Source organism: Billgrantia montanilacus, assembly GCF_003336675.1.
Taxonomy (GTDB): Bacteria; Pseudomonadota; Gammaproteobacteria; order Pseudomonadales; family Halomonadaceae; genus Halomonas; species Halomonas montanilacus.
The window spans coordinates 197,002-219,777 of the sequence record NZ_QPII01000001.1; the positions used below are offsets into that span (position 1 = coordinate 197,002).

The 22,776-nt window shown below is 64.6% G+C and carries 20 protein-coding genes; 6 read left to right on the plus strand and 14 right to left on the minus strand.

The features are described 5' to 3' along the window. Window positions 1-85: 85 nt before the first annotated feature. The 14 genes from DU505_RS00925 to ehuR all read right to left on the minus strand — a co-directional run bounded on the left by DU505_RS00925 (window position 86) and on the right by ehuR (window position 15,963). Window positions 86-805 (minus strand): response regulator, encoded by a 720-nt coding sequence (locus DU505_RS00925; protein WP_114477111.1) that lies wholly within the window; start codon window positions 803-805, stop codon window positions 86-88. 12 nt (window positions 806-817) lie between these two features. Then, window positions 818-2,245 carry an ATP-binding protein gene (locus tag DU505_RS00930; protein ID WP_114477112.1) on the minus strand — a complete coding sequence of 476 codons (1,428 nt, stop codon included), beginning with the start codon at window positions 2,243-2,245 and terminating at the stop codon, window positions 818-820. Between the two features lie 187 nt (window positions 2,246-2,432). Further along, window positions 2,433-3,473, minus strand: a complete 1,041-nt coding sequence (locus tag DU505_RS00935) for a LacI family DNA-binding transcriptional regulator (RefSeq protein ID WP_114477113.1) — start codon at window positions 3,471-3,473, stop codon at window positions 2,433-2,435. An 87-nt stretch (window positions 3,474-3,560) separates the two neighbouring features. After that, entirely contained in the window at window positions 3,561-4,667 is a 1,107-nt protein-coding gene (locus tag DU505_RS00940) for an ABC transporter ATP-binding protein (RefSeq protein WP_114477114.1), read from the minus strand. A 106-nt stretch (window positions 4,668-4,773) separates the two neighbouring features. After that, window positions 4,774-6,393, minus strand: a complete 1,620-nt coding sequence (locus tag DU505_RS00945; protein WP_114477115.1) for an alpha-glucosidase family protein — start codon at window positions 6,391-6,393, stop codon at window positions 4,774-4,776. Window positions 6,394-6,421: 28 nt separating this feature from the next. After that, the gene (locus DU505_RS00950) at window positions 6,422-7,264 is read right to left on the minus strand and encodes a carbohydrate ABC transporter permease (RefSeq protein ID WP_114477116.1); all 843 of its coding nucleotides are present in this window, start codon (window positions 7,262-7,264) and stop codon (window positions 6,422-6,424) included. Next, window positions 7,264-8,241, minus strand: coding sequence for a carbohydrate ABC transporter permease (locus DU505_RS00955; RefSeq protein WP_114477117.1), 978 nt, complete (start codon window positions 8,239-8,241; stop codon window positions 7,264-7,266). Before DU505_RS00955 ends, DU505_RS00950 begins: the two co-directional genes overlap by 1 nt. A gap of 16 nt (window positions 8,242-8,257) precedes the next feature. Then, the gene (locus DU505_RS00960) at window positions 8,258-9,523 is read right to left on the minus strand and encodes an ABC transporter substrate-binding protein (RefSeq protein ID WP_114477118.1); all 1,266 of its coding nucleotides are present in this window, start codon (window positions 9,521-9,523) and stop codon (window positions 8,258-8,260) included. 173 nt (window positions 9,524-9,696) lie between these two features. Then, a complete protein-coding gene (locus DU505_RS00965; protein ID WP_114477119.1) occupies window positions 9,697-10,623 on the minus strand; it encodes a LysO family transporter in 927 nt (308 codons plus the stop codon). A 144-nt stretch (window positions 10,624-10,767) separates the two neighbouring features. After that, complete coding sequence (locus DU505_RS00970) at window positions 10,768-11,490, minus strand: hypothetical protein (protein ID WP_114477120.1); 723 nt, start codon at window positions 11,488-11,490, stop codon at window positions 10,768-10,770. Between the two features lie 108 nt (window positions 11,491-11,598). Beyond that, on the minus strand, window positions 11,599-12,942 hold the full coding sequence (locus DU505_RS00975) for a nicotinate phosphoribosyltransferase (RefSeq protein WP_114477121.1): 1,344 nt from the start codon (window positions 12,940-12,942) through the stop codon (window positions 11,599-11,601). Then, window positions 12,939-13,505 carry a nicotinamidase gene (locus tag DU505_RS00980; protein ID WP_114477122.1) on the minus strand — a complete coding sequence of 189 codons (567 nt, stop codon included), beginning with the start codon at window positions 13,503-13,505 and terminating at the stop codon, window positions 12,939-12,941. Before DU505_RS00980 ends, DU505_RS00975 begins: the two co-directional genes overlap by 4 nt. A gap of 89 nt (window positions 13,506-13,594) precedes the next feature. Beyond that, entirely contained in the window at window positions 13,595-14,530 is a 936-nt protein-coding gene (locus DU505_RS00985) for a 2-hydroxyacid dehydrogenase (protein ID WP_114477123.1), read from the minus strand. A 26-nt stretch (window positions 14,531-14,556) separates the two neighbouring features. Beyond that, complete coding sequence (gene ehuR, locus DU505_RS00990) at window positions 14,557-15,963, minus strand: MocR-like ectoine utilization transcription factor EhuR (protein WP_114477124.1); 1,407 nt, start codon at window positions 15,961-15,963, stop codon at window positions 14,557-14,559. 196 nt (window positions 15,964-16,159) lie between these two features. Here ehuR and doeA point away from each other — a divergent pair, with 196 nt between their 5' ends. From doeA to DU505_RS01020, 6 genes are all read left to right on the plus strand, one after another. Beyond that, window positions 16,160-17,359, plus strand: coding sequence for an ectoine hydrolase DoeA (gene doeA / locus DU505_RS00995; RefSeq protein WP_114477125.1), 1,200 nt, complete (start codon window positions 16,160-16,162; stop codon window positions 17,357-17,359). A gap of 175 nt (window positions 17,360-17,534) precedes the next feature. Beyond that, window positions 17,535-18,563 (plus strand): N(2)-acetyl-L-2,4-diaminobutanoate deacetylase DoeB, encoded by a 1,029-nt coding sequence (gene doeB / locus DU505_RS01000; protein ID WP_114477126.1) that lies wholly within the window; start codon window positions 17,535-17,537, stop codon window positions 18,561-18,563. After that, window positions 18,563-19,036, plus strand: coding sequence for an Lrp/AsnC family transcriptional regulator (locus DU505_RS01005; protein ID WP_114477127.1), 474 nt, complete (start codon window positions 18,563-18,565; stop codon window positions 19,034-19,036). The genes doeB and DU505_RS01005 overlap by 1 nt, the downstream gene beginning before the upstream one ends. A 187-nt stretch (window positions 19,037-19,223) precedes the next feature. Then, complete coding sequence (locus tag DU505_RS01010; protein ID WP_114477128.1) at window positions 19,224-20,093, plus strand: carbon-nitrogen hydrolase family protein; 870 nt, start codon at window positions 19,224-19,226, stop codon at window positions 20,091-20,093. A 152-nt stretch (window positions 20,094-20,245) separates the two neighbouring features. Continuing rightward, on the plus strand, window positions 20,246-21,718 hold the full coding sequence (locus DU505_RS01015; RefSeq protein WP_114477129.1) for a biotin carboxylase: 1,473 nt from the start codon (window positions 20,246-20,248) through the stop codon (window positions 21,716-21,718). A 44-nt stretch (window positions 21,719-21,762) separates the two neighbouring features. Beyond that, a complete protein-coding gene (locus DU505_RS01020) occupies window positions 21,763-22,761 on the plus strand; it encodes a C45 family autoproteolytic acyltransferase/hydrolase (protein WP_245947728.1) in 999 nt (332 codons plus the stop codon). Window positions 22,762-22,776: the final 15 nt, after the last annotated feature.

A 22,776-nucleotide genomic window follows, 5' to 3' on the forward strand; every position in this document is an offset into this window, starting at 1 on the left:
CAACTCCTCGGTGCTGGGGTGATGGTGCCAGTATCCGGAAGCGGCGTGCAGCGGGCGTGCACGGAGTGTGCAAACCCTGTGGAGCCTACTCCTCGGGTTGATACTTGTAGCCTACCCCGTAGACCGAGCGAATGATCTCGCGTTCGGGCCAGGTGTCGGAAATCTTCTTGCGCAGCTTCTTGACGTGGCTGTCGACGGTACGCTCGGAGACGATGCGATGGTCGCGGTACATGCGGTCCATCAACTGGTCGCGCGAGAAGATCCGCCCTGGCGACTGCATCATCACCTTCAGCAACTGATACTCGACGGCGGTCAGGCCCAGGTCATGGCCATCGGCCAGGGCGCGCCAGCCGTCGTCGTCCAGCACCAGGTTACTGCCGCCACTGGCCGCAGGGTCGCTGGCGGCCCGACTGCGGCGCAGTACGGCCTTGACCCGGGCGACGACTTCCCGTGGGCTGAACGGCTTGCAGATGTAGTCGTCGGCGCCCAGCTCCAGTCCCAGCAGGCGGTCCACTTCCTCGACCCTGGCCGTGAGCATGATGATGGCGAGCTTCGGCCAGCGCTGACGAATTTCCCGGCACAGGGTCAGGCCGTCGGTGCCCGGCAGCATCAGGTCGAGCAGTACCAGCGACGGGGGACGCTCGCCAGCCATGTTCTCCTGCAGCCAGGGCAGCACCGCGTCGCCATGGTCGATAGGGTGCGTGGCGAAGCCGCTACCCTCGAGGTAGTCGGCCACCAGGCGGGCGATCTTGGGCTCGTCTTCGACGATCAGCAGGGTGTCTCGCGGGACATCGGCGTCGTGCATGGGCTCCTTTCCTTATCGGCTGGGTATGTCGTCTTCCAGGGCGGGAAACTCGATGGTCCAGCATAACCCACCCAGCGAGGCGGCAGAGGCACGCATGGTGCCGCCATGGCTCTTGACCAGCGCGCTGGCGATGGAGAGTCCCAGCCCGCTGCCGCCACTGGCACGGTTGCGTGAGCCCTCTACCCGGTAGAGTCGCTCGGTGAGACGGCCGAGGGCCTCGTCCGGCACCCCCGGCAGGCTGTCCTGCCAGGTGATCCGGACGCGATCGCCCTCGTGGCCCAGGCTCACCTCCAGCCGGCCGGGCGGCGCGGTATAGGCGCGGCTGTTGTCGAGCAGATTGCTCCAGAGCTGGCGCAGTCGACGGGCGTCGCCACGAATCCAGGCCGGCTTGTGGATCGAGGTGGCCAGTTCCAGGCCGCTGTCATCGAGCCAGCCGTTGGCCTCCTCGAGCCAGGCGGCGAGGCTTTCGGCCAGGTCCAGGGGGGCGAGCTGCACCTCCAGGGCGCCGGCATCGCTCTGCGACAGCAGCCGCAGGTCGGCGACCAGGCGCTCCAGCTGGCCGACCTCCTGTGAAAGCGAATAGAGGTTGTCCTCATTGAAGGGCCGAATGCCATCCTGCATCGCCTCGATCTCGCCGCGCAGTATCGACAGCGGCGTACGCAGCTCATGGGCGATATCCGAAACCCAGCGGGCCCGGGCCTCACGGCTGGCTTCCAGGGTGGCCGCCAGCACATTGAAATCGTGGGCCAGCCGCGAGAGTTCATCACGCCCCTTCTCCGGCAGGCGGGTGCTGTAGTCGCCTTCGGTGAGACGCCGGGTGGCCAGGGCCATGCTGCGGGTGCGGCGACCCAGCCACCAGGCGAGCCCGCCGGCCAGCAGCAGTGAGGCCATGCCCAGCGCGGCGATGATGATGCCCAGGTTGCGCTGTTGGCGAGAGAGAAATATCCGATCCATTCGCGCCATCAACTGCTGAGGAGGGCGGTAGCCCAGGGTGCCGACCTGCTCGCCCTCATGTTCGATGGGCAGCCAGTGCAGCTCCGAGGCGGTTTCGCTGTCGTCCGGGGCAAGGCCGATCACCGGCAGGCCATCGGCATCATGCAGCACGAAGTCCCGGGCATCGCCCAGGCGGCGTTCGATGCCATGGGCAGGAGGGCCTTCGCCGGGCCACAGCTGCTGGCGAACCAGGCTTTGCCAGGCAGGTGGCGAGTCGCGCAGCCACTGCCATCCGCCACGTCGTGCCCACTCCTGGCCGAGTCCCTCCGCCAGGGTCTCGGCACGGCTGGCCTGAGTGGTTTCCAGGTAGTCGATGAAACCGCGATCCAGGCTGCGTGATACCGCCAGGAAGACCAGCCCCGCGATGCCCACGTTGACCACCAGGATGATCACGAACAGCTTGACTCCCAGGCGTGAAAGGGCAGGGCGGGGGAAGCGAAGGTTCATCGGGTGGGCTCCCGTGACTCGGTGGCGAGGTGGTGGCCATGGATACGGTCACGCAAGCGATCCACCATCAGGTAGAGGCAGGGTACCAGTACCGATGGGGGACGGCCCCGTCATCATCCACCCGTGCGATGCAGCCAATAGTCAGGAATCATGCAAGCAATATGCAAGCTGCGCACAGGTGGCGCAGTCAGGGACAGGTGTCACCGACCAGCAGTTCGGTATGCAGCATCTTGGCGTGGGGCTCATCGAGGCCCAGGATCATGCGGGCCGCCAGGCGTCCCTTGGCATGGCTCTCCTGACACACGGTGGTGAGCCTTGGCGCCCGGTACTGCCCCTCGGCGATGCCGTCAAATCCGGTCAGCCTTAGATCCTCGGGAACGCGAATGCCGCGCTGTTCGGCCAGGGTCAGGGCGGTCAGGGCGAGACGGTCCGACATGCAGAGCAACAGGTCTGGCCGCTCCTCGTCCGGCAGGTCGAGAATTGACTCGATCACCGGGGCACAGACATCGAAGGTATTCTCTTCCACGTTCCACTTCGGCACCCGTTCGGTCTCGAAGCCATGCTCGGCCAGGGCGCGGTTGAAGCCCACCAGTCGTGCACGGGTTATGGTGCGATCGGCCGGCAGCAGGGCCTGGTCTGGTGTGATATAGCCGTTGCAGGGCTCGGCGGTCAGGCGCAGGTTGATGATCGCGGGACGCTTGGGCCTCCTTGCCTGCAGTGCATGCCGGGCGATGGCGTAGCAGGCCGGCTCGTTGTCGATATGTACCGAGGGATAGCCGGCCACATTGAAGTCCACCGCCACCAGCGAAGCCTGAACGGGAAGCGAGTCGAGCAGTTCCGAGGTGGGTATCAGGCCATAGACGATAAAGCCGTCCGCCATGCTCGCCGAGCCTGAGCCCGAGATCGGGCTCTGGGCCTGGCGCGCGGAGAGCAGCAGCAGGGTATGGCCCTGGGCGTCGAGGACTTCGGCTACCCCCGAGAGGAACTCGCTGGATACGGCGTCGTTGAGGCTGTAGGTGAGGCTCTCGGCGAGCAGCACCGCAATGATGCGCGAGCGGCCGGTGCGCAGGCTGCGGGCCTTGGCATCGGGCCCGCGATAGCCGAGCCGCTTGGCTTCGTCGAGGATGCGCTCCCGCAGCGCCGGCGAGAGCTGGTCCGGCCGATTGAAGGCGTTGGAGATGGTGGCGGTGGAAACGCCCATCTCCCGTGCCAGGTCCTTCAGGGTCATGCGGCGCGCCGGTTTTGACACTTTGCTTTTCCTGCTAATGAGTACACGCCAAGCATACCGTTCCGGCCGTGAGGGCGACAGTCCCGCTCAGGCGACTGCGCTTGCGACCTTGATCGGGAGCGCTCGCTCTTCGCCGTCGAACAGGTGGACATGTGCCGGGTCGGGGCTCAGTGCGACACGCTGACCGACCGACCAGTGGGTAGGCGCCTCGCTGCGCTGGATCAGCAGGGTGTCGCCCTCCTTGGGGTCGAGGTAGACGTAGACCTCGTTGCCCAGGTACTCGACGTTGACGATCTCGAAGCTGTTGGCGCCCTGGGCCTCGGTCAGGCGCAGGTGCTCGGGGCGTACGCCGATCGTCAGGCCGGTGCCCTTGGCGTGGCCGACAGCATCCTGCGGCAGGTCGAGTTGGGCCATGCCGCTGGCGCTGACGCGACAGCCCGATTCGTGGGTAACGAGCAGCTCTGCCGGCATGAAGTTCATGGTCGGCGAGCCGATGAAGCCGGCCACGAATCGGGTCGCCGGGCGCTGGTAGAGCTCATGTGGGCTGCCTACCTGTTCGATGCGGCCACCATTGAGTACCACGATCTTGTCGGCCAGGGTCATGGCTTCCACTTGATCGTGGGTGACGTAGATCATGGTGGACTCGAGACGCTGGTGCAGGCGGGCGATCTCGTTGCGCATCTGGACCCGCAGCGAAGCGTCAAGGTTGGAGAGTGGTTCGTCGAACAGCAGGATTCGAGGTTCACGCGCCATGGCCCGGCCCATCGCCACTCGCTGACGCTGGCCGCCGGAGAGCGCCTTGGGCTTGCGCTCCAGCAGCTCTTCCAGTTGCAGGATGCGGGCGGTGGCCATGACCCGTTCATGAACGGTCTCCTGGGATGCCTTGGCCAGCTTGAGTCCGAAGGCCATGTTCTCGTAGACCGTCATGTGCGGGTAGAGGGCATAGGACTGGAACACCATGCCGACACCGCGTTCCCGGGGCGGCAGATCGTTGACCACGGTGTCGCCGATGGAGAGCTCACCGTCGCTGATCGATTCCAGCCCGGCGATCAGCCGCAGCAGGGTGGACTTGCCGCAGCCGGAGGGGCCGACGAAGACCACGAATTCGCCGTCACCGATGGTCAGGTCCACATCCTTGATGATATGGGTGCTGCCGAAGACCTTGTTGACCTTGTCGAGTTTGACGCTTGCCATTGAGTATCTCCTAGCCGGCCCGCTGATGGGTTGCCTCGTCGCGGGCCGGCAGCGTTGTTATGAGTGTTGTTATGAGCACTGTTATGAGCATTGCTATGAGTGTGTCTCAGACGACGAAATAGGCGGCCTGATAGGGCGGCATGCGCAACATCCCGCCGTCGCGCTCATGGGTGAAGCCGTGTCCTTCCAGCGACCTGCCCACCGCGAGCGGCAGGCGAGCCTCATGGGCCTGGCCGGTGAGGTTGAAGACGCAGAGGATGCGTTCGTTGCCCTTCTCGCGGATGAAGCCCAGCAGGGCTTCGCCCACATCGACCAGTGCCAGATCGCCATCGAACAGCGCCGGGTGGGCGGTGCGCAGAGCAAGCAGGCGGCGGGTGGCGCTGAGTACCGACTCGGCGTCGTCCTTCTGCTCGGCGACGGCGAGCGGCAGCTGGCGAGTCTCCATCGGTAGCCAGGGCGTAACGCCCCAGGCGGTAAAGCCGCCTTCCTTGGCGTTCTCCCAGGGCATGGGCGTGCGACAGCCGTCGCGGCCCTTGAACGCCGGCCACAGCACCTTCCCATAGGGGTCTTGGATGCGCTCGAAGGGTACCTCGGCCTCGGGCAGGCCCAGCTCCTCGCCCTGGTAGAGGCAGACGCTGCCGCGCAGGGAGAAGAGCATGGCGAGGGCCACCTTGGGGTAGGCGATGGGGTCCTCGCCGGCGCCCCAGCGGGTGGCGCTTCTCACCACGTCGTGATTGGACAGCGCCCAGCAGGGCCAGGCGTCACCGGCCAGGCGCTGGAAGCGTTCCAGCACCTCGCGGATATAGGTCGCCGAGTGGGGGGCGTTGAGCAGGTCGAAGGTATAGGCCATGTGCAGTTTGTCACCGTCGGCGGTGTACTCGGCCATGCGTTCGAGGGGGTTGTCGTCGCCGATTTCGCCCACCGTGGTGGTGCCGGGAAACTCGTCCATCAGCGCGCGCAGCTCCCTGAGGAAATCGAGGTTCTCCGGGCGGCTCAGGTCATAGACGTGGCGCTGCCAGGTGTAGGGGTTGGCATCTGGTGCGCCGAGCGTCTTGGCGGCGCCTGCCGGTACCGGCGGATTGTCGCGTAGCTCGGCGTCGTGGAAATAGAAATTGACGGTGTCCAGGCGGAAGCCGTCGACCCCGAGCTCCAGCCAGAAGCGCATATTGTCCAGCTGCGCCTGACGCACTTCCGGGTGGTGAAAGTTGAGGTCGGGCTGGCTCGACAGGAAGTTGTGCAGGTAGTACTGGCGCCGGCGCGGATCGAAGGTCCAGGCCGGCCCTCCGAAGATCGACAGCCAGTTGTTGGGCGGGGTGCCGTCCGGTTTGGGGTCGGCCCAGACGTACCAGTCCGCCTTCGGGTTGGTGCGGTCGGCGCGGCTCTCCTGGAACCAGGGGTGCGCCTCGGCGGTATGGCTGATGACCTGGTCGATCATCACCTTGAGGCCAAGCGTATGGGCCCGGGCCAGCAGCGCCTTGAAGTCATCCAGGGTGCCGAACATCGGGTCCACGCCGCGGTAGTCGCTGACGTCGTAGCCGAAGTCGAGCATCGGCGAGGTGAAGAAGGGCGACAGCCAGATCCCGTCCACGCCTAGCGAGGCCACGTAGTCGAGCTTCTCGGTGATGCCGGCCAGGTCGCCGATGCCATCGCCATTGGCATCCATGAAGCTGCGCGGGTAGATCTGGTAGATGACGCCGCCGCGCCACCAAAGGGTGTTGTCCTGCATCTTGGATTCCTTGAATAACATCAGGTGATTACCCTTTGACCGCGCCAGCGGTCAGGCCGGAGACGATGCGCCGCTGGAAGATGATCACCAGCACCACCAGCGGCACGGTGACCACCACCGAGGCCGCCATGATCGGCCCCCAGGGCAGCTCGTAGGCGCTGCCTCCGGAGAGCAGGGCGATGGCGACCGGCACGGTGCGCTGGCTGTCGGTGAGGGTGAAGGTCAGGGCGAAGAGGAACTCGTTCCAGGCGGCAATGAAAGCGAGCAGGCCTGTCGTCGCCATGGCCGGCCACATCAGCGGCAGGAACACCTTGGTGATGATGACCCAGGGGGTGGCGCCATCCATGATGGCGGCCTCTTCGAGCTCCATGGGCAGTTGGCGCATGAAGGTGGTCAGCACCCAGACGGTGAAGGGCAGGGTGAAGATGGTATAGCTGAGAATCAGCCCGCCGGGATTGTTGTAGAGGTTGAGCGCACGGATGACCTCGAACAGGCCGGAGAGCACCGCGACCTGCGGAAACATCGACACGCCCAGGATCACCAGCAGCACGGTGCTGCGTCCGCGAAAGCGCACCCGGCCCAGCGCGTAGGAGGCCGTGATGCCCAGCAGCAGGGCGATGAAGACCACGCTGGTGGCAACCAGGATCGAGTTGAAGATGGCCTGCAGGAAGCTGCGCTGGCTGAAGACCTGTATGTAGTTGGTGAAATCCAGGCGCGAGGGCCACAGCTCGACCCGGAACAGTTCGCTGGAGGGGGTGAAGGAGGTCTTCACCGCATAGTAGAACGGAAAGACCGCGATCACGACGATCAGGGCAACCAGTACCCAGAAACCGATGCGGGTGGCGTGTTTGGAGAGCTGGCGCGAGGTCATCAGTCGCCTCCCAGTTTCAGTTGATTGCGACCGACGTAGAGGTAGGCGATGGTCACCAGGGCGATGATCAGGAACAGCAGGGTGGAGGCGGCGCTGCCGTAGCCCACGTCCTGGAACTCGACCAGCTGCTGGCGCGCATAGATCGACATCGACATCGTGCTGGTGGAGTTGGAGGTCAGCACGTAGATGACGTCGAACACGCGCAGGGCGTCGAGCAGGCGGAAGATCACTGCCACCATCAGCGCCGGGGTGATCAGGGGCAGGGTGACCCTGAAGAAGACCCTTACCGGATGGATGCCGTCGACCTCGGCGGCCTCATAGCAGTCCTTGGGCAGCATCTGCAGGGCGGCCAGCACCAGCAGGGCGACGAAGGGAGTGGCCTTCCACACGTCGACCATGATCACCGCCCACATGGAGTAGCTGGCGTTGGCTGTCCAGGCGATGGGACTTGCGATGATGCCGAGCGCCATCAGTAGGTGGTTGATGATGCCGAACTGGTCGTTGAGCATCCAGGCCCACATCTGCGCCGAGACGATGGTGGGGATCGCCCAGGGGATCAGCACCGCGGCACGCACCAGCGTGCGCCCCTTGAACTCGGCGTTGAGCACCAGCGCCACGATGATGCCGAACACCACCTCCAGCGAGACCGAGACCACCGAGAAGTAGACGGTGTTCCAGACGGCGCGCCACCAGATGGGGTCGGCCAGCACGCCGTACCAGCGACCCTCTTCATAGACCAGATAGTTCTCCAGTCCAATGAACAGGGTATCGCTCAGGTCGGACAGGGAGGCATCGGTAAAGCTGAAGTAGAAGGTGCGCAGCAGCGGCCAGCCCGCAACCAGGACAAGGACGACCAGCATCGGGGCCAGAAAGACCCAGGCGGCACGCACCCTCTGGCGACGCACCTTGGTGCTGCGCTTGTGCCTTGACAGGGGGCGCGCCGCGATCGGCGCGCTTTCGGTTACGGGAGTCGACATTTCGGGCTCCAGGAGGTTACCAGTTGCGACGCTTGACGCGGGAGAGTTCACGATCGAGATCGCTGACTGCCTGCTCACCGGTCTTGTTGCCGGACAGCACGTCATGGGCGGCACTGAAGAAAGCATTGCTGACGCGGCCGTAGGCACCTCCGGTGGGAGCGGAGGGACGCGCCACGGCATTGACGAAGGTCTCGTAGAGATCGCCGAAGAAGGGCACCGCCTCGAGCACCTCCTCATCCTGGTAGAGCGACTCCAGGGTGGGGTTATAGGCGCCGGCAATGGCACGACGCTTCTGCTCCTCTTCGCCGGCGAGGAACGCCACCAGGTCGACGGCGAGCTCGGGATTCTCGCTGTAGCGCGAGACGGCCAGGTTCCAGCCGCCGAGGCCGGCGGCACTCTGACCGTCGCCGCTGTAGGGCAACTGGGTCACACCGACCTTGCCGCGTACCTCGCTGTCCTCGCTCTGGGCCAGGGCCCAGGCATAGGGCCAGTTGCGCATGAACACGGCGTTGCCACCCTGGAACACGCCGCGGGCTTCTTCCTCCGTGTAGTTGAGAACGCCGTTGGGCGAGATATCACCGATCCAGGTCGCCGCGCGATCGAGTGCGGCAGCGGCCTGGGGGTTGTCGATGGTGATCTCGCCTTCACTGTCGACGATGGTGCCGCCGCCGTGGCTTGCCACCCACTCCAGGGCGTTGACGGTCAGGCCTTCGTAGGCGCGGCCCTGGAAGACGAAGCCCTGCATGCGCTCGCTACCTTCGGCGCGCTCGGCATTGCGTATTTCTCGGGCGGTCTCGGTGAGTTGTTGCCAGGTCTCGGGCACGTCATGGCCGTGCTTCTCAAGCAGGTCTTCGCGGTAGTAGAGCACTCCGGCATCGGTGAACCAGGGCATGGCGACCAGGCGGCCGTCTATGGTGTTGTTCTCGACGATGGTCTCGAAATGCCCCTCACTGGCCTCATCGCCGAGTACCTCGCGCAGGTCGAGCAGGTGGTTGGCGAGCAGGCCAGGCCAGACCACGTCGATCTGCATGATGTCGATGTCGGTGGAGTTGGCGGAGAGAATCTGCTGGTAGAGGGAGAGGCGCTCGGTGGAGGAGTTCGGCGTCGAGACCACATCGACGCTGTGGCCGGTTTTTTCCTCCCAGGCCCTGACACCCTCCTGGCAGAGGGTCAGCTCGGCGCCGACGGCGCCACAGGAGATGGTCAGGTCTGCGGCCTGAGCGTGGCTGATACCGGCGGCTCCAGCCATGATGAGCGTGGGAAGCAGTGTCTTCTTGAGCATGGCAGTTTTCCTTGTCGGCTTGTTTTTATGGGGCTTGCAGTCTGAAAACTTAAACGATTAAGTTCGTTGGCGCTCAGTTAGCCGCTTATTGGCACGGAGATCAACCTAGACTTTTGGCTAAGTGTAGCGGAGGCGAACGTTGTGCCGCTGTGACAGCGTCGTCGCCTCGCGGCTCAGAGCGACAGGAAGAAGAGAATCAAGGGCGGCGACAGTAGCGAAAGAATGAATCCGCTGACCACGGCGATCGGCACACAGGCTACCCCGCCGTGCTGCTGGATGACCGGCAGGGTGAAGTCCATGGCGGTCGCGCCACCGTAACCGATGGCCAATGGCGCGTGGCGTTGGATCAGCAGCGGGATAAGGATGAAGGCCAGTAGCTCACGAGCGAGGTCATTGAAGAAGGCCACGCCGCCGAGCAGGGGACCGAGCTGATCACCGATCAGTATGCCCGAGAGTGAATACCAGCCGAAGCCGGACGCCAGCGCCAGTCCTTCGTTCCAGTTCAGGCCGAGGAGGGGAGCGGCGATCAGACCGCCAACCAGGGAACTGGCGGCCAGGGTCGTAGCAATGGCCAGGCCGTGCCGGTTGAGCAGGATCTGGCGTAGCGGCATGCCCGAATTGCGCAGCTGACAGCCGATCAGCGCCAGCAGGGCATAGAGGGCCCATTCGGCCAGCCGTTCGGCGGTGGTGAAGATGGCCTGGCCACCCAGCCAGCTCAGGGCGAGTCCGATCAGCACACCGAAGACCACCACCGCCACCAGCGCCAGGGAGCCGGTCAGGGCGGCCATCTTGGTGGTCGGTGCGTCGGCGACGACCGGCGAGGTGCCGAAGCGCAGCCCGAGCCGGCGAGACAGCCACCAGAGGGCCGCCAGGTTGACGGCAGTAATGACACCGAACAGCAGCAGTGCCTGGCCGCCCATGCGCGACAGCTCGCGCATCAGGTCGTCGAGGCCGGCCAGGCTGACCCCCATCAGCAGCAGAATGAGATAGACCGACGCGTTGACACCGCGATTGATCAGATTCATCAGGCCGGCATGGCGAACCGGCACCAGGTAGCCCAGCAGCAGCGGCAGAAGGACGATCAACAGCCCGCTCAACATCAAGACATCTTCCCTTGTCGTGGCCGCCGGGCGGCACAAAGCGCCACACTCTATCAGCCTTTTGCGGCGAGCGCTGCCGTCGACTCGACCGGCCTAGGTCGAGCCGACGGGGCATCCGCTGGGGAGGCGCGACCCTGCAGCGGGTCAGGGAGCCTGGGTGTCGAGGGAGGTGAGCCGCAGCCGGCTCTTGCGCTTACCGTCGCGGCGATAGTCCACGGCCAGCAACAAGCCGGGAAGCTCGGGGTGGAAGTGGAACGTCATCGTCCGATCGGGCGTTTCGGGGTCCATCACCTCGACCTTGACCGCCTCGAACTCGCCTGCCGGGAGGCTCAGCATCTCTCGGTCGTGCACACGGTAGTCGAGGGATTCCTCACGGCCACGATGATCCTGATAGACCAGGCGACAGCCGGCCTCTTCCTGGCAGGTGCCATTCAGCGCGCTCATGGAGAGGTCGAACAAGGCGGCCTGGCGATCGGGCAGTTTGCTGAGCTCGTCGGTATCAAGCCGGTAGTCGCCGCCGATACCAAGCAACGAATAGCCGCTGGCGTAGTTCACCGAGCGAACGCCATTCGGGGTCAGGAAGAAGCGGCTGCGTTCATTGCCGCGAGCCAGGGCGATGGAGGCATTCATTCGGCTCTGCCAGTGATGGTTGTCCCGGATCAGACGGTGCTCGATGGAGGCGTTGGGCCAGCCGCTCACTTCCAGCCGGTATCGCGCATCGAAGGGCTGGGGAGTGACCTGGCGTTCGGTGTCGCTGATTGACACTGGCTTGGCAGCCGTCGGAGCCGCCATGGCCTGGGAGGTGCCCAGCGACAGCAGTAGCAGCGGCAAGGCCAGCATGGTGAGAGGGCGCAACAGTCGGCTCATGGGACTCAACATGGGGTGGTGAGGAAAGGAGTGTGACAAGGAGTCTGAGCACGGGAAGGCGCCCCAGGTTCCCCGATGCACGCTTGTTGCACGTTCTCGGGGACGCTGTCACCGCTGCTGCAGACGCTTCAGCTCCTCACTGAGCTCCACCGGGTAGTCGCTTTCACCCGGAGCGAGTCGGGTCAGCGCTTCGGGCATCTCCGCGAGACTGGACCGGACCCGTTCGCGGGCATCGACGGCCATGGCCATGACCGACGCGTCCAGCTTGCCGCCCTGTACCAGGGGCACCAGCATCGGCTCGCCATCGACGCTCCGTTCATCGCGGTTGGCGATGATATCGCCGGCATAGCGGCCTTGGGCGTCCCGTCGCCGGTAGAGCTGTTTGCGCCCCGGCAGGTTGACCTTGCCCGTCGAGTGCTTGACCCGGGGTATGCCTGCATACTCCACCAGCTTGTAGGATAGATCGATGACCGGCGCGTCGGCCGAGACCCCCATCTGTGTGCCCACGCCAAAGGCATCGATGGGCGCCCCGTCCTCGACAAGTTCCTGGATACTGAATTCATCGAGGCCACTACTGGCGATGATCTTGATGTCTTCGAAGCCGGCCTCGTCAAGCAGGGCGCGGGAGCGGTGAGCGAGTTCGCCCAGGTCGCCGGAGTCGAGTCGAACCGCACTGACGCGCAGGTCGGGCTCCTCCGCCATCAGCTCGATGACCATGCGCACACCCTCCAGGGTGTCGTGGGTATCCACCAGCAGGGTGGTGTCCGGATAGTGGCGGGCGAAGGCACGGAAGGCCTCGCGCTCGCTGTCATGGGCGAGGATGTAGCTGTGCGCCATGGTGCCGTTGATTTCCAGATCGTGGCGCAGTCCGCCCAGCACGTTGCTGGTGGCGGCAAGGCCCGCGGTTCGGTAGGCACGCACCCCGCGTACCGCTGCGTCGACCCCGTGCATGCGGCGCATGCCGAAGTCGACCACCGGCCGGCCCCGGGCGGCCATGACGAGACGCACGGCCTTGGAGGCCAGTACCGTTTCCAGCTGCACCAGGTTCATGATCAGGCTCTCGAGCAGCTGTGCCTCGGCAATCGGTGCATCCACTTCCATGTAGGGCTCATTCGGGAACACCGGCGTCCCTTCCGGCAGGGTCCAGATATCGCCGGTGAAGCGCCAACCGGCCAGCCAGTCGAGGAAGGCATCGTCGAACTTCCCGGTGCCGGCCAGCTGGCTCAAGGCCGATGATGAGAAGCGCAGCCGACTGGCCAGTGCTGCGGCATGCTGCTGGCCGCAGGCAAGCATGAAGCGCCGAGTGGGCGGCAACTTGCGAAAGAAGAGGCTGAAGGTGGCCCGCTCCTGCATCGACTCCTTCCAGTAGGCCTGCAGCATGGTCAACTGGTAGAGGTCGGTGAGCAGGACCAGGTCGCCGTCATCCACCTGCACGGAGAGGTGTTGACTCATTGGCGAACCTCGATGCCTTCGGCTTCCAGCTCCCGGATGCAGCGGCCCCGGGCCTCGGGGGCGACGGGCGCCGTCAGCCCGGCCAACAGCACGACCTCGAAGCCTTCCTGGCGTGCTTCCTTGGCGGTGGCCAGTACGCAGACGTCCATGGCCAGGCCGCACACCACCACGCGACGGATGCCTCGGTCGCGAAGGTAGCCGCCCAGGCCGGTGCCGTCGAAGGCGGAGTAGGCATCGACATCGAAGGCCGTGGCCTTGCTGACGCGGATGGTGTCATCGGTGAAGTCGAGGTCCGGGTGGAAGGCGGCGCCGGGCGTATCCTGCACGCAGTGAACCGGCCAGGTGCCGCCGCGATGTTCGAAGCTGACATGGTCGACGGGATGCCAGTCTCGCGAGGCGACCACTGGCGCACCGGCGGTACGGGCGGCAGCGACCTCGGCATTGATGCCGGGCACCAGTGCGTTGCCGCCCTCTACCGGCAGGGCGCCCCCTTCGCAGAAGTCATTCTGCATATCCACGACCAGCAGGGCGTCTTGCTTGCGGTAGTCCACTTGTGTCTTCATCGTGCACCTCCAGGGAGGTCGATGGGTATCACTTCAGCCTATCGCCTATATCGCTTTTCTAGTAGGGATAAGGTCTAGTTCGCAACGATTCAATAGCCGGCGCTGGGGTCCACGGTCTCGAGCGTTTCGCCCGCCTCGAAGGCCTCGATCAGCTCGGCGACCTGACCCACGGCTTCCTTCAGCGGGGTGGGGCCGGCCATGTGCGGTGTCACCCATACCCTCGGGTGCGACCAGAGCGGGTTGTCCCGGGGCAGCGGCTCCTCGGGAAAGGCGTCGAGCAAGGCACCGCGAAGCCGGCCCTCGGTTTCACCTTCTCCCAGCGCCTCCAGCAGTGCCGCTTCATCGAGCAGGGTGCCGCGCCCAGGGTTGATCAGGCTTGCCCCTTCCGGCAGGGCGGCCAATGTCTTGGCATCGATGATGTGGCGGGTCTCCGGGGTTCCGGGTAGCAGCAAAACCAGTGTGCGTACCTGGCAGAGCAGTTCGGGCAAGCCGTCATCGCCATGATGGCTGGTGATGTCGTCGAGCTGTTTGGGGGAACGACTCCAGCCATGAACCGGAAAGCCGTCGGCGGCGAGCATGGCGGCCACCTTGGCACCGATGGCGCCCAAGCCCAGCACGCCCACCGGCCAATCGCCCTTGTCGTCCACAGCGTGCTCCCGCCACTCGCGGCGGGCCTGCTGGCGTCGGTAGCGGTCGAAGTCGCGCTGAAAGTGCAGCACGCCGTAGCGCACGTAGTCACCGATCAGCTCGGCCATGCCGGCATCGCGCAGCTTGACGATGGGCACGTCCTTGGGCAGGCCCGGATTGTTGAGCAGGGCGTCGACGCCGGCCCCCAGGTTGATGATCCCCTTGAGGTCGTCCAGCTCTCGCAGCAGCGCTTCGGGCGGCTTCCAGGCGGCCAGGTAGTCGATACCCCGGCGCTGGGGGGGTGGGGCGTCACTGGTGACGAACTCGGCATCCGGTAGCCGCTCGGCCAGGGCGTCGCGCCAGGTGTCGGCCTCGTCGATATGGATCATTACTCGCATGGGGTCTCCTTCCTGCTTCGTGAAGGTCAGTAGATAATCTGCATCATGGGCGGGGGTGACTCGTCCAGCAAGGCTGCCAGGCGTTCCAGGCCCTCTTGCAGGCGCTTCAGGTCCTGCTCGGCTCCGAGGCTCACGCGGATGCGTCGCGGGGGCGGCGTCTGCTCCACCATGAACGGTACCGCGGTGGTGATTGCCAGGCCCTCCTGTTCGGCCTGTTGCTGCATCTCCTCCGCGCGCCAGGCATCGGGCAGGGTCACCCAGACATGCAGGCTGGTGGGGCGGGAGCTGAAGGAGTGATGGCCGAGCAGGCGTAAGGCAAGCTTCTGGCGTTCGCCCAGTAGTTCGCGCTGTTCGGCGGCCATGGCCTCGATGCTACCATTGGCGATCCATCGGTCGGCGAGCTCGAAGATCAGAGGGGTGGCCATCCAGGTGGTGGCCCGCATGCGCGGCAGCACGTGGTGCAGCTGGCCGCGGGGCACGGTCAGGTAGCCGGCGCGCAGTCCTGGCACGGTGATCTTGGTCATGCTGGTGACATGGAAACCGAGCTGAGGGATCCGGGCTGTGAGCGGAACCAGGCCAGGTGCCTCGAGCAGGGCATGCACATCGTCTTCGATCAACCACACCCGGTGGCGCGCCAACACCTCCGCCACGGCGTCACGGCGGGCCTCGCTCATGGTTGCGCCGGTCGGGTTCAACTGGGTCGGCGTCAGGTATACGGCCCTCGGCTTGAAGCGATGACATGCCGATTCCAGCGCCTCCGGAATGATGCCCTCGCTATCGATGGCCACGCCACGCAGCTGGAAGCCCAGGGTGCGCGACAGGGCGATAAGACCATGGTCGGTGAGCGCTTCGGTGAGGACCAGGTCGCCATGCTGGACTACGCTTGCGATGGCCAGCATCAGGCCATGAGCCGCGCCGTTGCAGAGTATCCTGTCTTCCATCTCGCCGGGCACGCCGAGTCGGGTCTGCAGCCAGATACTGGCCCGTTCGCGCTGATGGGGCAGTCCGGCGATGGGCCGGCAGGCGGTAATCACATCGGGGCTGGCATGGTCCGCCAGTTCGGTCAGCGCCTGGCGAAAGCGCAGATGGTGTCCGGGAGGGCAGACCGGGTGAGCGATGGAGAGGTCGATCAGAGGGCTTTCGTTGCGCGGCTCGTGGCCGCGCAGGTAGGCCGATTCTCGGGCGTCGTCCAGGGCGTTGACCCAGGTGCCGCTGCCGACTCGTGCCTGGACCAGGCCCATCTTCTCGGCCTGGGCGTAGGCGCGAGAAACTGTCTGGACGCTGACGGCGAGGCTTTCGGCCAGCTGTCGATGAGGTGGCAGGCGGGTGCCCGGGGTGAGCTCCCCCAGGCGAATCGCCTCCGACAGGGCGCGGGCAATGGCAAGGTACTTTGGGCCGGTGTCGGTCAAGTAGGGAGTTAGGTCAATTGTCATGATGCAATAAAGCCTTTGACCGCCAGCAGAGGTGTGGTGCTAGTATCAGCTTAGCGACATTGACTGGATATTGTCATGATTTTCCCGGTGAAAAGTCATGACAATTAAATTCCATCGAGCGGTGTCCGATAACCCTTGGTCCGGCCCTCTCTGCATGGAGACGGCCGGTTATTGGTGATGCTATGGCGAACGCTTCATGAATCAGGTCTCCCTGCCCTTCACTCGTCAGGAATATGCCAGCCGGCTGTGGAAGGTTCGCGCCGAGATGGCGAGCCGAGGCATCGACGTGCTCATCATCAGTGATCCCTCCAACATGGCCTGGTTGACCGGCTATGATGGCTGGTCCTTCTATGTGCATCAGTGCGTCCTGGTGGCGCTGGAAGGAGAGCCGGTCTGGTATGGCCGTCGCATGGATGCCAACGGTGCGTTGCGCACCTGCTGGATGGATCCGGACAACATCACCTACTACCCCGACTACTACGTGCAGAACCCGGACATGCACCCCATGGACTACTTGGCCCAGTCGATCATGCCCGATCGCGGGTGGCATCTGGGGGTGGTGGGCATGGAGATGGATAACTATTATTTTTCCGCCAAGGCCTACCAGTGTCTGCTGCGCGAACTGCCTCATGCCCGCTTCCTGGATGCCAATGCGCTGGTCAACTGGTGCCGGGCGATCAAGTCGCCCCAGGAGGTCGCCTACATGCGTGTCGCCGGCAAGATCGTCGAGGGCATGCATACGCGTATCCTCGAAGTGATCGAGCCCGGCCTGCCCAAGAGCAAGCTGGTTTCCGAGATCTACCGGGTCGGTATCGAGGGTTGGGTGGATGATAACGGCAAGGTCTTTGGCGGCGACTATCCTGCCATCGTACCCATGCTGCCCACCGGCAAGGACGCGGCGGCGCCTCACCTGACCTGGGATGACACGCCGTTCCGCGAGGGCGAGGGCACGTTCTTCGAGATTGCCGGTGTGTTCAAGCGTTACCATGCGCCGCTGTCGCGCACCGTGTTCCTGGGGCGTCCGCCCCAGGAGTTCATCCGTGCCGAGTCGGCGCTGCTGGAGGGCATCGAGCGCGGCCTGGCCGTGGCCAAGCCAGGCAATCGTACCGCCGATATCGCCATGGCGCTGGGGGCGGCCATGGACAAGTACGGCTTCGACCGGGGTGGGGCGCGCTGCGGCTATCCTATCGGTATCAGCTATCCGCCCGACTGGGGTGAGCGCACCATGAGCCTGCGCCCCTCGGACGAGACCATCCTGCAGCCGGGCATGACCTTTCACTTCATGCCTGGCCTGTGGCAGGACGAGTGGGGCCTTGAGATCACCGAGAGTATTCTGATCACCGAGACCGGCTGCGAAGCGTTGGCGAACTTCCCCCGCCAGCTGTTTGTGCGCTGAGTGCCAGCGACAACCGGCCACAGCGAGGGGCGCCGGGGGTAGGCCGGAAGGGAGGTCCGAGGCCAGGGATGGCCGAGGTAGCGCCCATGGATGGGTTCACAGCGCCTCCCTGAAGGCCTATCGCCGGAATAGCCCCGAGCGACTGCCCGCTATGATAGAACAAGGAGTTTCCGACATGACCAAGCCTCCCGGCCAACTGCGCCCAAGCCCGATCAGTGCCACCGTCGACTTCGATGCCGACGGCGTCCAGCACGGCTTCCTCAAGCTGCCCATCTCCGTGGACGAATCCGCCTGGGGTGCGGTGATGATCCCGGTGACCGTGGTCAGGAACGGCGAGGGTCCCACGGCCCTGCTGACAGGCGGCAACCACGGCGATGAGTATGAGGGCATTACCTCGCTGCTCAAGCTGTCGAACACCCTGCGCGCCGAGGACGTCAGCGGCCGGGTCATCATCGTACCCTGCATGAACACCCCGGCGGTGATGGCCGGCAAGCGCACCTCGGGACTGGACGGCGGCAACCTCAATCGCAGCTTTCCCGGCGACCCCAACGGCAGCGTCACCGAGAAGATCGCCGACTACTTCACCCGGGTGATGGTGCCGATGTGCGACGTGGTGCTCGATCTCCACTCCGGTGGGCGCACCCTGGACATCATTCCCTTCGGCGCTTCCCATGTCCTGGAGAATGCCGAGCAGCAGCGTCAAGCCCTCGAGGGGGCCAAGGCCCTGGGCGCACCCTACGCCATGATGATGTTCGAGCTCGATGCCGCCTCGCTGTTCGACACCGTGGTAGAAGAGCAGGGCAAGATATTCGTGGCCACCGAGCTGGGCGGCGGCGGCACCTCGACGCCGGAAAGCCTGGCCATCACCGAGCGCGGTATCCGCAACTTCCTGATTCACTTCGGCCTCATGCGGGGCGAGCTGGAACTGCCTGTCGAGCCGCAGATCTATCTCGATATGCCCGATGCCAGCTGCTATGTGCAGAGCGAGCACTCGGGACTGCTCGAGCTGACCCTGATGCTGGGCGACGTGGTCCGGAAGGGCGAAGTGATCGCCCGGGTCTATGACCTGACCCGCAGCGGTACGCCGCCGGTAGAGTATCGCGCCGGCCGCAGCGGCGTGCTCGCGGCCCGACGCTTTCCTGCCCAGGTCAACATGGGCGATACCATTGCCGTGATTGCCGAAGTCGTGGAGTCGCTGGGGTGATGAAGCTCGATCGCTATGACCTGAAGATCCTCGAGATCCTCTCCCGGGACGGGCGCATTACCAAGTCCAAGCTGGCCGAGGCGATCAACCTCTCGGTCAGCCCCTGCTGGGAGCGTGTGCGCCGCCTGGAGAAGGCCGGCATCATCGAAGGCTACAGTGCGCGCATCAACCCTGAGGCCCTGGTACGACGCACATCGGTCTGGGTTCAGATCGAGCTGAAGCAGCACAACGCGGCCAGCTTCGCCCGCTTCGAGGCCCTGGTCCACGCCACGCCGGAAGTGACCGAATGCGTGGCGGTGGGGGGCGGGGTGGACTACCTGATGAAGGTGGAAGCCGACTCCGTCGACGCCTATCAGCGCCTGATCGATGCCTGGTTGACCTCCGAGACCGGCATCGAGCGCTACTTCACCTATATCGTCACCAAGAGCGTCAAGCAGAAGAGCGCTCACACGCTTCCCGATGGCCTGGCCTGAATCTTCAGCTGCGCTACGGCGACATATGAGAAAGCATCGTTGATTACATGTTGATGAATTTGGCTTAAGCTTGAGGCGAGCCTTTGCTCACCTGTGCCGGGCGATCCCGCTGACGCTTCCTTGATGACGTTGACCGCACAAGACAGCGCCCCGGATGTACCGAGATCGCCTACGGAGACGAGCGACGATGTCCTATTTCACCATTGCCGGTGTGCAGATGCATGCGCTGCACCACGGCGACAATACCGAAGCGATGCGACACCGTGTCGACGTGTTGATGAGCCGCTTCCCTCAGGTCCAGATGGTGCTGTTCAGTGAGCTGATGCCACTGGGGGCGTCACCGCACCATGCCCAGCCGATGCCCAGCGCCGCCGAGGCGATGTTCTGCCAGTTGGCCGAGCAGCACCGTATCTGGTTGATTCCCGGCTCCATGTTCGAGCGGGTCGGCGAGAGCGTCTACAACACCCTGTCGGTGATCGATCCCCATGGCCATGTCGTGGCCCGCTATCGCAAGCAGTTCCCCTTCCTGCCCTACGAGGCGGGTGTGGAGAGCGGCAGCGAGTTCGTGACCTTCGACGTGCCCAACGTGGGCCGCTTCGGGGTATCGATCTGTTACGACATGTGGTTCCCCGAGACCACCCGCACCCTGGCGGCCATGGGAGCGGAGGTGATCCTTCATCCCACCATGACCGATACCATCGACCGCGATATCGAACTCTCCATCGCGCGGACCAATGCGGCGGTCAACCAGTGCTACTTCTTCGATATCAATGGCGCCGGCGCCCTCGGTAACGGGCGCTCCATCGTGGTCGGCCCCTCCGGCGACGTCATTCACCAGGCGGGCACCGGCGAGGAGATCATGCCCATCGAGGTAGACATGAACCGTGTGCGTCGCGAGCGCGAAACCGGCCTGCGCGGTCTCGGCCAGCCGTTGAAGAGCTTCCGCGACCGCCGGGTCGACTTCTCGGTATACCGTAGCGAGAACGGTTCCACTGCGTTCCTGGATACCCTGGGACCGTTGGCCAAGCCCCTGCGAGCCGACGTTGAGGAGTACTGACGGTACCAAGAGACACGGAAGAGTGCATGCTGGAGACCCTGATTCGTGCCCTGCGCCGTTTGTTCGGCCAGGCTCCGGCGGCGGGCTTTATCCCGCCGCCGTCTACCGGACCCACCCCGACGGCGGGTTCCTCCACTGATGGAGCGACAAAAATGCGCAAAATAACAACCATTGCCGACGTTCGCCGCCATTTTCTCAGCAACAAGGAGCCGATTTACTTCATCTCCGCCACCAACTTCAATCTGCTCGGCATCGGCGATTGGGTGGGCAATTTTCGCCACATCAACTACATCGACTGCTTCGATGGGCAGCAGCGCAATGTCTTCGTGCCCAAGGAGAAGTTCCCCCGGGACTTCGAGAGCATCGAGGACATCAACAACTACCTGCTCGAGCACAAGGAGGTCATCGACTTCATTCAGTCGCGGGCCGATGGCGAGAACGCCGGTGTGGCGGCTTTCCTGATGTTCGACGAGCATACCGAGGAAGTCTGCCAGCAGCTGGGGCTGCGGGTCGCCTTCCCCCCCGCGGCACTCCGGCAGCGCATGGACAACAAGATCGAGACGGTGCGGATCGGCAACAAGGCCGGCGTGCCCAGCGTGCCCAACGTGCTGGCCAAGGTCGGCAGCTACCAGGAGCTGCTCGAGGTGAGTCGTGAACTCGGTGACGACCTGGTGGTGCAGACCGCCTTTGGCGATTCCGGTCACACCACCTTCTTCATCGCCAGTGAGGAGGACTACTACAAGTATGCCGAGGAGATCGAGGCCGAGCCCGAGGTCAAGATCATGAAGCGCATCAACTGCCGTGGCTCGGCGATCGAGGCCTGTGCCACCCGCTGCGGTACCGTAGTCGGTCCGCTGATGACCGAGCTGGTGGGCTTCAAGACCTTGACCCCCTACAAGGGGGGCTGGTGTGGCAACGAGATGTTTGCTGGCGCCTTCAGTCAGGAAGTGCGCGACAAGGCCCGTGAATACACGTTCAAGTTCGGCGAGGCGCTTCGCGAAGAGGGCTACCGTGGCTATTTCGAACTCGATTTCCTGATCGACATGGACAATGGCGAAGTCTATCTGGGCGAACTCAATCCGCGGGTGACCGGCGCCAGCTCGTTGACCAACGTGGCCGCCTTCGCCCACTCCGATATCCCACTGTTCCTCTTCCACCTGCTGGAGTTCTCGGATCTCGACTTCGATCTCGATATCGAGGAGATCAACGAGCGTTGGTCGCACCCCGACAGCGTCGACAGCTGGAGCCAACTGGTGATCAAGCACACCGACGAGAGCGTCGACCTGCTCACCCAGGCCCCGCGTACCGGCGTGTGGAAGATGGCCGAGGACGGCAGCATCGGCTACGACCACTACAGCTATCACCCCCACGCCGCCGAGAATGACCAGGAAGGCTTCTTCCTGCGCATCAGCGGCGCCGGCGACTTCCGCTACGAAGGGGCGGACCTCGGTATCCTGATCACCCGCGGTCGGTTGATGGACGACGATTTCCAGCTCACCGAGCGCGCCCATGCCTGGATCGACGGCATTCGCGGCCAGTATGCCGGCCAGTCGTTGCAGGACCCGGTGGTGGAGGAGGTGGCCGTCAGTCATGCCGTCGGTGGCGGCAACTTCAAGATTCTCTGAGCGGAGTGAAGCGGCGCCACCCTGGGGTGGCGCGGATGCCTGATATGGAGAAGACGCTGATTTTCCGCACCGTCCGCGAGGAGAGCCCGGGCGTCAAGTGGCAGTCGCTGTTCGACTACCACTGGCCGGCCTATGAGCAGTGGTACCTGGCCGAGGGCGAGCGTGAGCGACCGGCCTATCTGGCCTGCTACAACGCCCTGAGCCAGCATATGCCGGAGCTGCTGGATACCTATCGGGCACTCTGCGCCCTGGCCGGCGGCGGCGACCTTGCCGCGCGGCTGCTGAGCCTCTATCGGCCGCCTCCCTATATCACCGGCTGCTCCCAGGCGGTGCTGGCGCGCAACGACACCACCGTACTGGCGCGCAACTACGATTACCCACCAGAGCTCTGCGAAGGGACCATTCTCTACACCAACTGGAACGGGCGCGGTGTCATTGCCATGTCCGACTGCCTCTGGGGGGTACTCGATGGCATCAATGACAGGGGCCTTTCGGTATCGCTGGCCTTCGGCGGCCGCAAGGTGGTGGGGGAGGGCTTCGGCGCGCCGATCATCCTGCGCTACATCCTGGAGTTCTGCGATACGGTGCCCGAGGCCGCCGCCGTGCTGGCCCGGGTGCCGACGCATATGGCCTACAACATTACCGTGGCCGATGCCGCCGGCCGCTATGTCACGGCGATGATCGCCCCGGACCAGCGCGCCAGCATTCGCCGCGTACCGGTGGCCACCAACCACCAGAAGAAGATCGAGTGGTATGCCCATGCCCTGGCCTCCGAGACTCTGATCCGCGAGCGCCAGCTGTCGATCCTGGTGGACGATGAAAGCACCACCGAGGAGCGCCTGGTCTCGGCCTTCTTCTCGCCGCCGCTGTTTCGCCACGACTACCGGCGCGGGCTGGGGACCGTCTACACCGCGGTCTACCGGCCCCGGGACGGGCACGCTCAGTATCACTGGCCGGGAATGTGGCTGAAGCTGTCGTTCGATCACTTTCCGGAGCAACAGCTGACCGTGCGCTACGGCGCACGCGGCCTTAATGCGGGCTGAGTCTCGCCGGGTACC